Origin of the sequence: Sphingomonas nostoxanthinifaciens, assembly GCF_019930585.1 — a bacterium.
GTDB lineage: Bacteria > Pseudomonadota > Alphaproteobacteria > Sphingomonadales > Sphingomonadaceae > Sphingomonas_I > Sphingomonas_I nostoxanthinifaciens.
Genome location: NZ_CP082839.1, coordinates 4080008 through 4091839, shown reverse-complemented (window position 1 = coordinate 4091839; position 11832 = coordinate 4080008). Strand labels below are relative to the sequence as shown.

The 11832-nt window shown below is 64.8% G+C and carries 19 protein-coding genes; all 19 read left to right on the top strand.

All coding sequences use genetic code 11. From position 1 onward, the window contains the following. The first annotated feature begins 50 nt into the window (after positions 1-50). The 19 genes from rpsL (at position 51) to rpsN (ending at position 11824) form a co-directional block, all read left to right on the top strand. On the top strand, positions 51-422 hold the full coding sequence (gene rpsL / locus K8P63_RS19525; protein ID WP_116091428.1) for a 30S ribosomal protein S12: 372 nt from the start codon (positions 51-53) through the stop codon (positions 420-422). A gap of 107 nt (positions 423-529) precedes the next feature. Next, positions 530-1000 carry a 30S ribosomal protein S7 gene (gene rpsG, locus K8P63_RS19520; protein WP_223797641.1) on the top strand — a complete coding sequence of 157 codons (471 nt, stop codon included), beginning with the start codon at positions 530-532 and terminating at the stop codon, positions 998-1000. 83 nt (positions 1001-1083) lie between these two features. After that, positions 1084-3180, top strand: a complete 2097-nt coding sequence (gene fusA, locus K8P63_RS19515) for an elongation factor G (protein WP_223797640.1) — start codon at positions 1084-1086, stop codon at positions 3178-3180. Positions 3181-3330: 150 nt separating this feature from the next. Then, a complete protein-coding gene (gene tuf / locus K8P63_RS19510; RefSeq protein ID WP_223797639.1) occupies positions 3331-4521 on the top strand; it encodes an elongation factor Tu in 1191 nt (396 codons plus the stop codon). A gap of 214 nt (positions 4522-4735) precedes the next feature. Further along, positions 4736-5044, top strand: coding sequence for a 30S ribosomal protein S10 (gene rpsJ, locus K8P63_RS19505; protein WP_167074487.1), 309 nt, complete (start codon positions 4736-4738; stop codon positions 5042-5044). Positions 5045-5343: 299 nt separating this feature from the next. After that, the gene (gene rplC, locus K8P63_RS19500) at positions 5344-6081 is read left to right on the top strand and encodes a 50S ribosomal protein L3 (RefSeq protein ID WP_223797638.1); all 738 of its coding nucleotides are present in this window, start codon (positions 5344-5346) and stop codon (positions 6079-6081) included. A 2-nt stretch (positions 6082-6083) separates the two neighbouring features. Then, the gene (gene rplD, locus K8P63_RS19495) at positions 6084-6710 is read left to right on the top strand and encodes a 50S ribosomal protein L4 (protein ID WP_223797637.1); all 627 of its coding nucleotides are present in this window, start codon (positions 6084-6086) and stop codon (positions 6708-6710) included. Continuing rightward, positions 6703-7017, top strand: coding sequence for a 50S ribosomal protein L23 (locus tag K8P63_RS19490; RefSeq protein WP_223797636.1), 315 nt, complete (start codon positions 6703-6705; stop codon positions 7015-7017). The genes rplD and K8P63_RS19490 overlap by 8 nt, the downstream gene beginning before the upstream one ends. Before the next feature lie 4 nt (positions 7018-7021). After that, positions 7022-7858 carry a 50S ribosomal protein L2 gene (rplB, locus tag K8P63_RS19485; RefSeq protein ID WP_223797635.1) on the top strand — a complete coding sequence of 279 codons (837 nt, stop codon included), beginning with the start codon at positions 7022-7024 and terminating at the stop codon, positions 7856-7858. A 3-nt stretch (positions 7859-7861) separates the two neighbouring features. After that, positions 7862-8137 carry a 30S ribosomal protein S19 gene (gene rpsS, locus K8P63_RS19480; RefSeq protein ID WP_223797634.1) on the top strand — a complete coding sequence of 92 codons (276 nt, stop codon included), beginning with the start codon at positions 7862-7864 and terminating at the stop codon, positions 8135-8137. Next, positions 8137-8514: a 50S ribosomal protein L22 gene (rplV, locus tag K8P63_RS19475; protein ID WP_223797633.1), complete on the top strand. Its 378-nt coding sequence runs from the start codon at positions 8137-8139 to the stop codon at positions 8512-8514. The genes rpsS and rplV overlap by 1 nt, the downstream gene beginning before the upstream one ends. Beyond that, positions 8514-9209 (top strand): 30S ribosomal protein S3, encoded by a 696-nt coding sequence (gene rpsC / locus K8P63_RS19470; protein ID WP_223797632.1) that lies wholly within the window; start codon positions 8514-8516, stop codon positions 9207-9209. Before rplV ends, rpsC begins: the two co-directional genes overlap by 1 nt. 64 nt (positions 9210-9273) lie before the next feature. Then, a complete protein-coding gene (gene rplP, locus K8P63_RS19465; protein WP_223797631.1) occupies positions 9274-9705 on the top strand; it encodes a 50S ribosomal protein L16 in 432 nt (143 codons plus the stop codon). 2 nt (positions 9706-9707) lie between these two features. Further along, positions 9708-9911, top strand: a complete 204-nt coding sequence (rpmC, locus tag K8P63_RS19460; protein ID WP_223797630.1) for a 50S ribosomal protein L29 — start codon at positions 9708-9710, stop codon at positions 9909-9911. A gap of 13 nt (positions 9912-9924) precedes the next feature. Beyond that, a complete protein-coding gene (gene rpsQ / locus K8P63_RS19455; protein ID WP_223797629.1) occupies positions 9925-10191 on the top strand; it encodes a 30S ribosomal protein S17 in 267 nt (88 codons plus the stop codon). 16 nt (positions 10192-10207) lie between these two features. Continuing rightward, a complete protein-coding gene (gene rplN, locus K8P63_RS19450; RefSeq protein WP_223797628.1) occupies positions 10208-10579 on the top strand; it encodes a 50S ribosomal protein L14 in 372 nt (123 codons plus the stop codon). Beyond that, complete coding sequence (gene rplX / locus K8P63_RS19445; RefSeq protein WP_223797627.1) at positions 10579-10896, top strand: 50S ribosomal protein L24; 318 nt, start codon at positions 10579-10581, stop codon at positions 10894-10896. Before rplN ends, rplX begins: the two co-directional genes overlap by 1 nt. Beyond that, positions 10889-11470 (top strand): 50S ribosomal protein L5, encoded by a 582-nt coding sequence (rplE, locus tag K8P63_RS19440; RefSeq protein WP_223797626.1) that lies wholly within the window; start codon positions 10889-10891, stop codon positions 11468-11470. Before rplX ends, rplE begins: the two co-directional genes overlap by 8 nt. 48 nt (positions 11471-11518) lie before the next feature. Further along, positions 11519-11824, top strand: coding sequence for a 30S ribosomal protein S14 (gene rpsN / locus K8P63_RS19435; RefSeq protein WP_223797625.1), 306 nt, complete (start codon positions 11519-11521; stop codon positions 11822-11824). Positions 11825-11832: the final 8 nt, after the last annotated feature.

The following is an 11832-nucleotide window of genomic DNA, read 5'->3' as shown; positions in this document are numbered from 1 at the left end:
TTTTCGTGCTTCTCGTCCGGTAAAGTAACCTAAGGAAGGTGAAGGCTTCAATGCCTACGATCAACCAATTGATCCGCAAGGGTCGCGAACCGCAGATCGCCAAGTCCAAGGTGCCTGCGATGGAGAAGAACCCGCAGAAGCGCGGCGTGTGCACGCGCGTCTACACCACCACGCCGAAGAAGCCGAACTCGGCGCTTCGCAAGGTGGCCAAGGTGCGCCTGACGAACCAGCGCGAGGTGATCTCGTACATCCCTGGCGAGGGGCACAACCTGCAGGAGCACTCGGTGGTGCTGATCCGCGGCGGCCGCGTGCGCGACCTTCCGGGCGTGCGCTATCACGTGCTGCGCGGCGTGCTCGACACGCAGGGCGTGAAGAATCGCAAGCAGTCCCGCTCCAAGTACGGCGCCAAGCGTCCGAAGTGAGCCAGCGGGCGCGGAGCGTCCGCGCGGACTCATCCTGGCGCCAAGAAAGTTTGGTGGGGCCGGGATCCAGGGCTGCAAGCGGCCCGGTTGATTAGAAGGAAATATCGATGGCCCGTCGTCGTCGTCCCGAGAAGCGCGAAATTCTGCCCGATCCGAAGTTCGGGGATATCGTGCTCACCAAGTTCATGAATTCCGTCATGCTCGACGGCAAGAAGTCCGTCGCCGAGGGCATCGTCTACACCGCGTTCGATACGGTCGAGACGCGCGCCAAGCGCGATCCGCTCGGCGTGTTCCACGACGCGCTCAACAATGTCCGTCCGGGCATCGAGGTGCGCAGCCGTCGCGTCGGTGGCGCCACCTATCAGGTTCCGGTCGAGGTGCGTCCCGAGCGCAGCCAGGCGCTCGCCATCCGCTGGCTCATCACCGCGGCGCGCGGCCGTTCGGAGCACACCATGTCGGCCCGCCTGTCGGGCGAGCTGATGGACGCCGCGAACAATCGCGGCAACGCCGTCAAGAAGCGCGAAGACACGCACCGCATGGCTGAAGCGAACCGCGCGTTCAGCCACTACCGCTGGTAAGCGGCTGACAAGCGCAGCAACGTCACCTATATCGTGGGGAGCCGGACCGTCCGGCTCCCCACATCCTTAAGGAAGCCCGACCCATGGCCCGCAGCCATCCGCTCGACCGCTATCGTAACATCGGCATCATGGCGCACATCGACGCCGGCAAGACGACGACGACCGAGCGCATCCTCTATTACACCGGCAAGTCCTACAAGATCGGCGAAGTGCACGAAGGCACTGCGACGATGGATTGGATGGAGCAGGAGCAAGAGCGCGGCATCACGATCACGTCGGCCGCGACGACCTGCTTCTGGAAGGCCGAGGAGGGCGAGGGCCCCGAGCATCGTATCAACATCATCGACACGCCCGGCCACGTCGACTTCACGATCGAAGTCGAGCGTTCGCTGCGCGTGCTGGACGGCGCGGTCGCCTGTTTCGACGGCGTCGCGGGTGTCGAGCCGCAGTCGGAGACGGTGTGGCGTCAGGCCGAGAAGTATCGCGTGCCGCGCATGTGCTTCGTCAACAAGCTCGACCGCACCGGCGCCAATTTCGAGCGTTGCGTCGATATGATCAAGGATCGCCTCGGTGCGCGTCCGCTGGTCCTGTATCTCCCGATCGGCATCGAGGGCGGCTTCAAGGGCCTGGTCGATCTGGTCAACAACCGGGCGATCATCTGGCTCGACGAATCGCTCGGCGCGAAGTTCGAATATCGCGACATTCCGGACGACCTGAAGGATGCGGCCGAGGCCGCGCGCCAGGAGCTGATCGAAGCCGCCGTCGAGCAGGACGATGCGGTGATGGAGAAGTTCTTCGAGGGCGAGGAGCCCGATGCGGCGACGCTCAAGAAACTGATCCGCAAGGGCACGCTCAACTTCTCGTTCGTGCCGGTGCTGTGCGGCTCGGCGTTCAAGAACAAGGGCGTGCAGCCTTTGCTCGACGCCGTGGTCGATTATCTGCCGAGCCCGCTCGACATTCCGCCCGTCGAGGGCGTCAAGCTGGACGGCGAGACCAAGGATTCGCGTCCGGCCGACGACAGCGCGCCGATGTCGGCGCTGGCGTTCAAGATCATGAACGATCCCTTCGTCGGCACGCTGACCTTCGCCCGCATCTATTCGGGCAAGCTCGACGCCGCCTCGACCGTCCAGAATTCGGTCAAGGACAAGAAGGAAAAGGTCGGCCGCATGCTGCTGATGCATGCCAACAGCCGTGAGGACATCCAGGAGGCCTATGCGGGCGACATCGTCGCGCTGGCGGGCCTGAAGGACACCACGACCGGTGACACGCTCTGCGCGCAGAACGCCCCGATCATACTCGAGCGGATGGAGTTTCCGGACCCCGTCATCGAGCTGTCGGTCGAGCCGAAGACCAAGCAGGACCAGGAGAAGATGGGCATCGCGCTCAATCGCCTCGCCCGCGAGGATCCGTCGTTCCGCGTGTCGTCGGACGCCGAGAGCGGCCAGACGATCATCAAGGGCATGGGCGAGCTTCACCTCGAGATCCTCGTCGATCGCATGAAGCGCGAGTTCAAGGTCGAGGCGAATGTCGGCGCCCCGCAGGTCGCCTATCGCGAATATCTGAAGAAGCCGGTCGAGCTGACCTACACCCACAAGAAGCAGTCGGGCGGCTCCGGCCAGTTCGCCGAGGTCAAGGTGCAGGTGAAGCCGGGCGAGCGCGGCACGGGCTTCGTCTTCAAGGACGAGGTCAAGGGCGGCAACGTCCCGCGCGAATACATCCCCTCGGTCGAGAAGGGCATGCGCGAGACGGCGCTGACCGGCGCGCTGATCGGCTTCCCGATCGTCGACGTCGAAGTGCATCTGATCGACGGCAAGTATCACGACGTCGACTCGTCGGCGCTCGCCTTCGAAATCTGTGCGCGCGGCGCGATGCGCGAAGCGGCGCAGAAGGCCGGCATCACGATCCTCGAGCCGATCATGAAGGTCGAGGTCGTCACTCCCGAGGATTATCTCGGCGACGTGATCGGCGATCTCAACAGCCGTCGTGGCCAGATCCAGGGCACCGACACGCGCGGCAACGCGCAGGCGGTCGAGGCGCAGGTGCCGCTCGCGAACATGTTCGGCTACGTGAACTCGCTGCGTTCCTTCACCCAGGGCCGCGCGCAGTACACGATGCAGTTCTCGCATTATGACGAAGTGCCGCAGAACGTTGCGGACGAGGTGAAGGCGAAGCTGGCCTAATCGGCTCCGATCCTCGCTCGCTCGGCCTGCCCGCGCAGGCGGCGGCCCTGAGAGCGAGAAGGCTGGCGTAGCTTAAAAAAGCTGCTATGGGCGCCCGCTGCGATGGCGGGCGTCCGCTGTTCCTGAGATTCGAAAGCAAGGTAGGATATAATGGCCAAGGCTAAATTCGAGCGCACGAAGCCGCACTGCAACATCGGCACCATCGGGCACGTCGATCACGGCAAGACGTCGCTCACGGCCGCCATCACGAAGGTGCTCGCCGAGACCGGCGGCGCGACCTTCACCAGCTATGCCAACATCGACAAGGCTCCCGAGGAGCGCGAGCGCGGCATCACCATCTCGACCGCGCACGTCGAGTATGAGACCGAAGCGCGCCACTATGCGCACGTCGATTGCCCGGGCCACGCCGATTATGTGAAGAACATGATCACCGGCGCCGCGCAGATGGACGGCGGCATCCTCGTCGTGTCCGCGACCGACGGCCCGATGCCGCAGACCCGCGAGCACATCCTGCTCGCCCGTCAGGTCGGCGTGCCGGCCCTGGTCGTGTTCATGAACAAGGTCGATCTGGTCGACGATGCCGAGATCCTCGAGCTCGTCGAGCTCGAGATTCGCGAGCTGCTCTCGTCTTACGACTTCCCGGGCGACGACATCCCCGTCATTCCGGGCTCGGCCGTGTGCGCGCTCGAGGACAAGCAGCCCGAGATCGGCCATGACGCCGTGCTCAAGCTGATGCAGGCCGTCGACAGCTACATCCCGCAGCCGGAGCGTCCGCTGGACCGTCCGTTCCTGATGCCGATCGAGGACGTGTTCTCGATCTCGGGTCGTGGCACGGTCGTCACCGGCCGCGTCGAGACCGGCATCGTCAAGGTGGGCGAGGAAGTCGAGATCGTCGGGCTCAAGGACACCCGCAAGACCACCGTCACGGGCGTCGAGATGTTCCGCAAGCTGCTCGACTCGGGCCAGGCTGGCGACAATATCGGCGCGCTGATCCGCGGCGTCGGCCGTGAAGAGGTTGAGCGCGGCCAGGTGCTGTGCAAGCCCGGCTCGATCAAGCCGCACACCGAGTTCTCCTCCGAGGTCTACGTGCTGTCGAAGGAAGAGGGTGGCCGTCACACGCCGTTCTTCGCCAACTACCGTCCGCAGTTCTACTTCCGCACGACCGACGTGACGGGCGAAGTGAAGCTGCCGGAAGGCACCGAGATGGTGATGCCCGGCGACAACGTGCAGCTCGGTGTCAAGCTGATCGCGCCGATCGCAATGGAAGAGGGGCTCCGCTTCTCGATCCGCGAAGGCGGCCGCACCGTCGGCGCAGGGGTTGTCAGCGCGATCTCCGCGTAATATAGCCGCCACCAACAACGAGCCGGCCGGCTCTCCTCGGAGAGTCGGCCGGTTTGCTTTTTATGAGAGGTGCCCCCGCCCTCTCGTCATGCCGGCGGAAGCTGGCATCTCCCGAAGCAGGGCATGCCCCGGCCTCACGAGACCCCAGCCTTCGCTGGGATGACGAGCGGATCGGTGGCGCCCCGCTCATCGCTCTTTCGCATCGGTAGGAATCATGGACAGCAATATCCGCATCCGCCTCAAGGCGTTCGATCATCGCGTGCTCGATCAGGCGACCGGCGAGATCGCCGACACCGCCCGCCGCACCGGCGCGCTGACCCGTGGTCCCATTCCGTTGCCGACGCGCATCGAGAAGTTCACGGTCAACCGTGGCCCCCACATCGACAAGAAGAGCCGCGAGCAGTTCGAGGTGCGCACCTACAAGCGCCTGCTCGACATCGTGCAGCCGACCCCGCAGACCGTTGACGCGCTGATGAAGCTCGATCTCGCGGCGGGTGTTGATGTCGAGATCAAACTCGCGTAAAGCGCCGGCTTCCGTAGCGGTGGTGTGATTCCCTGCTACGCCGCTCCGGTTCAGGTCGGGGTCCAGCCGTGAAACGCTGAGGACTGGATACCGGCTTCGGTCGGTATGACGGCATACGAGGATACCGGTCAGCTCTGCTGGCGCCTGCGTCCCCGCCGCTCGCTTCAACAGGCGAGCAACCGAGCCCGGGCGGGGGCAATGCAGTTTCGTTGGGCTGGGGCTTCGGGCGACCGAGGCCTTTTTCGTTGGCAAGCTCCGTGGGACGACCTTGGAGCCTCTGTTGTGGAAGGAATTGGATCATGCGCACTGGCGTGATCGCGAAGAAGGTTGGGATGACCCGGCTGTTTCAGGAGGATGGCCGGCATGTGCCCGTCACCGTTCTGCAGCTCGACGGTCTCCAGGTTATCGCGCGCAAGGAAATGGACCGCGACGGCTATGTCGCAGTCCAGCTCGGCGCGGGTGTCGCCAAGTCCAAGAATGTCGCCAAGCCGCAGCGCGGCCACTTCGGCAAGGCCGAGGTCGAGCCGAAGGCGATCGTGCACGAGTTCCGCGTGACCGAGGATAACCTCCTCGACGTCGGCGCCGAGATCTCGGCCGAGCATTTCGTTGCCGGCCAGTATGTCGACATTGCCGGGCGCACGCAGGGCAAGGGTTTCCAGGGCGGCATGAAGCGCTGGGGCTTCGGCGGTCTGCGCGCCACCCACGGCGTCTCGGTCTCGCACCGCTCGCTCGGTTCGACCGGCCAGCGTCAGGATCCGGGCAAGGTCTTCAAGAACAAGAAGATGGCCGGCCACATGGGCGACAAGCAGCGCACCCAGCAGAACCTCGAGATCGTCCGTACGGACGCCGAGCGCGGTCTGCTGTTCGTGCGCGGCTCGGTGCCGGGCTCGAAGGGCGCGTGGCTGTTCGTCAAGGACGCGGTCAAGCTGCCGGGCCATGCCGATGCGCCGAAGCCGGCCGGCCTGAAGGTCGCCGCCAACACCAACAATGCCGCTCCGGTCGAAACGCCCGAAGCCGCCGAAGGCCAGGAGGGCTGACAATGAAGATTGAGGTCAAGAACCTCGATGCGTCGGCCGCCGGCGACCTCGAGCTCAACGACGCGGTGTTCGGCATCGAGCCGCGCGCCGACATCCTGCACCGTGTGGTGACCTGGCAGCTGGAAAAGCGCCGCGGCACCGCTCGTGGCACGCGCGAGCGTGCCGACGTGGCGCGATCGGGCAAGAAGCTCGGCAACCAGAAGGGTGGCGGCGCCGCCCGTCACGGTGATCGCCGCGCTCCGGTGTTCATCGGCGGCGGCAAGGCGCACGGCGCCCGCGTCCGCGACTTCAACCCAGGCCTGAACAAGAAGGTTCGTGCGCTCGGCTTGAAGATGGCGCTCTCGGCGAAGGTCAAGAGCGGCAGCCTGATCGTGCTCGAAGGCCTCGACGTGGCCGACGGCAAGACCAAGGCGCTGGTCGGCCAGCTCGCCGGTCTGGGCTTCGGCAACAAGGCGCTGGTGATCGACGGCGACGCGCTGAACGTCAGCTTCGCGAATGCGTCGGGCAACCTGCGCGGCGTGAACCTGCTGCCGGCCGTGGGCGCGAACGTCTACGACATCCTCAAACACGACACGCTGGTGCTGACGCGCGCCGCCGTGGAGAAGCTGGAGGCGCGCCTCAATGGCTAAGAAGCAGACAGCGGCGGTCGATAACCGCCACTATGACGTGGTGCTCGCGCCCCACATCACCGAGAAGTCGACCTTGCTCTCCGAGCATAATGCGGTCGTCTTCAAGGTGGCCAACGACGCATCGAAGCCCGAGATCAAGGCGGCGGTCGAGGCTCTGTTCGGCGTGACCGTGACGGGCGTCAACACGATCGTCCAGAAGGGCAAGTCGAAGAAGTGGAAGGGCGCTCCCTACAAGCGCTCCGACACGAAGAAGGCAATCGTGACGCTGGCCGACGGTCAGTCGATCGACGTCACGACGGGAATCTGACGCGATGGCGCTCAAGCATTATAACCCGACGAGCCCGGCCCGCCGCGGCCTGATCCTCGTCGACCGCTCGCAGCTGCACAAGGGCAAGCCCGTCAAGGCGCTGACCGAAGGCCTGAGCAAGTCGGGCGGCCGCAACAACCAGGGCCACGCCACCGCGCGTGGCATCGGTGGCGGTCACAAGCAGAAGTATCGCTTCGTCGACTTCAAGCGTCGTCGCTGGGACGATCCCGCGACGGTTGAGCGGCTGGAATATGATCCTAACCGTTCGGCGTTCATCGCGCTGGTGAAGTATGCCGATGGCGAGCTGTCGTACATTCTCGCGCCGCAGCGCCTCGCCGCCGGCGATGTCGTCGTCGCGTCGAAGAAGGCCGACGTGAAGCCGGGCAACGCGATGGAGATCGGCCAGGCGCCGGTCGGCACGATCGTCCACAATGTCGAGATGAAGCCCAGCAAGGGTGGTCAGATCGCGCGTGCCGCAGGCACCTATGCGCAGATCGTCGGCCGTGATCGCGGCATGGTGATGGTCCGTCTTAACTCGGGCGAGCAGCGCTACATCCGTTCGGATTGCATGTGCACGGTGGGCGCGGTGTCGAACCCCGACAACGCCAACACCTATCTCGCCAAGGCAGGCCGCAATCGCTGGCTCGGCCAGCGTCCGCTCACCCGCGGCGTCGCGAAGAACCCGGTGGATCACCCCCATGGCGGCGGCGAAGGCCGTACCTCGGGCGGTCGTCACCCGGTGACTCCGTGGGGCAAGCCCACCAAGGGCCATCGCACTCGCAAGAACAAGTCGACGGACAAGATGATCATCCGGTCACGTCACGCAAAGAAGAAGGGCTGATAGATGGCTCGTTCTGTATGGAAGGGCCCGTTCGTCGAACTGAGCCTGCTCAAGAAGGCTGAAACGGCGCAGGAAGGCGGCACGCGCGGGGCGATCAAGACCTGGTCGCGTCGTTCGACGATCCTGCCCCAGTTCGTCGGCCTGACGTTCAACGTCTACAACGGCCGCAAGTTCGTGCCGGTGTCGGTCAACGAAGACATGGTCGGCATGAAGCTCGGCGAGTTCGCGCCCACGCGCTACTTCCCGGGCCACGCCGCCGACAAGAAGGGCAAGCGCTGATGAGCAAGCCTGCATCCCCCCGCAAGGTGGGCGACAAGGAAGCCCTTGCCGTCAACACCTCGGTGCGCGGTTCGCCGTACAAGCTCAATCTCGTCGCGGGCCTGATCCGCGGCAAGAAGGCCGGCGACGCGCTCAACATCCTCGCTTTCTCCAAGAAGGCGATGGCGATCGACGTGCGGAAGTGCCTGGCCTCGGCCATTGCGAATGCCGAGAACAATCACAATCTCGATGTCGACGCGCTGGTCGTCCAGGAAGCGTCGGTTGGCAAGGGCCTCGTGATGAAGCGTTTCGCGACCCGCGCCCGCGGCCGCAGCGCGCGCATCGTCAAGCCGTTCAGCCGGATCCGTGTGGTCGTCCGCGAGCAGGAAGAAGCATAATGGGTCACAAGTCGAACCCGATCGGCATGCGGTTGCAGATCAACCGCACGTGGGACAGCCGCTGGTATGCGGAAGGCGCCGACTATGCCCGGCTGCTGCTGGAGGATCTCAAGATCCGCCAGTACATCTTCAAGCATCACCCGCAGGCCGCGATCAGCAAGGTCGTGATCGAGCGGCCGGCGAAGCTCGCCCGCATCTCCATCTATGCCGCACGCCCGGGCGTGATCATCGGCAAGAAGGGCGCGGACATCGAGAAGCTGCGCCGGACGCTGGGCAAGATGACCTCGTCGGAGGTGAGCCTCAACATCGTCGAGATCCGCAAGCCGGAGATCGACTCGAAGCTCGTCGCGCAGGGCGTCGCCGATCAGCTCGAGCGTCGTATCGCCTTCCGTCGCGCGATGAAGCGCGCGGTGCAGTCGGCGCTGCGCCTCGGTGCCGAGGGCATCCGCATCACCTGCGCCGGCCGTCTGGGCGGCGCGGAGATCGCGCGGACCGAATGGTATCGCGAGGGTCGGGTGCCACTGCACACGCTGCGCGCCAACGTCGACTATGCCGAGGCGGAAGCCCACACCGCTTACGGTGTGTGCGGCGTCAAGGTCTGGATCTTCAAGGGTGAGATCCTGGGCCATGACCCGCTCGCGCAGGACCGTCTGATGATGGAAGCGCAGACTTCCGGAGTTCGTCCGGCGCGCTGAGGCTTTAGCCCTCCGCCCGCCTTATCGGCCGCGTCTTGATCGCGGTGTTTGAAGGTTAGAGAACATGCTGCAACCGAAGCGCACCAAGTTCCGCAAGGCCCACAAGGGCCGCATCCACGGCGATGCCAAAGGCGGCACTGCGCTCAATTTCGGGGCTTTCGGCCTCAAGGCGCTGGAGCCGGATCGCATCACCGCCCGCCAGATCGAGGCGGCGCGCCGTGCGATCACGCGCCATATCAAGCGCCAGGGCCGCTTGTGGATCCGCATCTTCCCGGACGTTCCGGTGTCGAGCAAGCCTGCCGAAGTCCGCATGGGCTCGGGTAAGGGTGCGCCCGAATTCTGGGCGGCACGCGTGAAGCCGGGCCGTATCCTGTTCGAGCTCGACGGCGTCCCCGGCCCGATCGCCCGCGTCGCCTTCGAGCGCGCGATGGAAAAGCTGCCGATCAAGACCAAGGTCGTCGCCCGTCTGGGCGAGTCCGTGCACGAGGCTGTGTGACAATGGCGAAGATTGCCGATCTCAAGGTCGCGACCGACGACCAGCTGTCCACCCAGCTCTCCGAGCTGAAGCGTGAGCAGTTCAACCTGCGCTTTCAGGCCGCCACCAACCAGCTCGAAAAGCCGAGCCGGGTGAAGGAAGTGCGCCGCACCATCGCGCAGATCAAGACGCTGCAGACCGAGCGCACGCGCTCGGCTGCCAAGTAAGGAGCCACTTCAGATGCCGAAGCGCGTGCTGACGGGCACTGTGGTGTCCGACAAGACCGACAAGACGGTGGTTGTGCTGGTGGAGCGCCGGGTGAAGCACCCGCTCTACAGCAAGATCATCCGTCGTTCGAAGAAGTATCATGCCCATGACGAGGGCAACGTCTTCAAGGAAGGCCAGACGGTCCGCATCGAGGAATGCGCACCGATCTCCAAGCTGAAGACGTGGCGGGTGATCGAGGCGCTCGATACCCACCGTACCCCCGAAGCCCACACGGCGTAAGCAGGAGGACTGAACCATGATCCAGATGCAGTCCACCCTCGACGTGGCCGACAATTCGGGCGCCAAGCGCGTCCAGTGCATCAAGGTGCTCGGCGGCTCGAAGCGTCGCTTCGCGAGCGTCGGCGACGTCATCGTCGTCTCCATCAAGGAGGCGGCACCGCGCGCCAAGGTCAAGAAGGGCGACGTTCACCGCGCCGTGATCGTCCGCACCGCCAAGGACATCAATCGTGCGGACGGCTCGACCATCCGTTTCGACGGTAACGCCGCGGTGCTGATCAACAAGAATAACGGGGAGCCGATCGGCACCCGTATCTTCGGGCCGGTGGTGCGCGAGCTGCGCGCCGCAGGGCACATGAAGATCATTTCGCTCGCGCCCGAGGTGCTGTGATGTCGGCTGCCAAGATCAAGAAGGGTGACCCCGTCATCGTCCTGTCCGGCAAGGACAAGGGCAAGACCGGCACCGTCACCAAGGCGATGCCCAAGGACGGCAAGGTGATCGTGTCCGGCGTGAACGTCGCGACCCGCCACCGCAAGCCGAGCCAGTCCAACCCGCAGGGCGGGCTGGAGAAGGTCGAAGCGCCGATGCACATTTCCAAGGTCGCGCTGGCGACCGCGGACGGCAAGCCGACGCGCGTTCGGTTTGAAACCCAGGACGGCAAGAAGGTTCGCGTCGCCGTCAAGACCGGGGAGAAGATCGATGGCTGATGGCTACACGCCCCGCCTCAAGAAGCTGTACGACGACAGCATCGCCAAGGCGATGACGGAGAAGTTCGGCTACACCAACCCGATGCAGATCCCGAAGCTCGAGAAGATCGTGCTGAACATGGGCGTCGGCGAGGCCACGCAGGACAAGAAGAAGGTCGAGCAGGCCGCCACCGAGATGACGGCGATCGCCGGTCAGAAGGCGGTGGTCACCAAGGCCAAGAAGTCGATCGCGCAGTTCAAGCTGCGTGAAGGCATGCCGATCGGCTGCAAGGTGACGCTGCGTCGCGAGCGGATGTACGAGTTTCTCGACCGCTTCGTGACGATCGCGCTGCCGCGCGTCCGCGATTTCCGCGGCCTGTCGGACAAGTCGTTCGACGGCCGTGGCAATTATGCGACCGGCCTCAAGGAGCAGCTGATCTTCCCCGAGATCAGCTACGACCAGGTCAGCACGGTTCGCGGCATGGACGTGATCGTCCAGACGAGCGCGAAGACCGACGAGGAAGCGCGCGAGCTGCTCCGTCTGTTCGGTTTCCCGTTCCCGCAGCCGGCCGCCGAGCAGAAGCAGGCCGCCTAACCATTTCTCCCCGCGCCGGATGGCCGGCGCGGCAAAGGACTTAAGTCGATGGCGAAACTGAGTTCGATCAACAAGAACGAGCATCGCAAGAAGCTCGTTAAGAAGTATGCCGGCAAATATGCCCGGCTCAAGGCGATCGCGGACGACCAGTCCGTGGACGAGACCGAGCGCCTGATCGCGCGGCTGAAGCTGGCCGAGATCCCGCGCAACGGCAATCCGACGCGCGTGCGCAACCGTTGCGAGCTCACCGGCCGTCCGCGTGGCGTCTATCGCAAGTTCGGTCTGGGCCGCGTCATGCTGCGGCAGCTTGCCACGCGGGGCATGATCCCCGGCGTCGTCAAGTCGAGCTGGTAAGGGTTTAG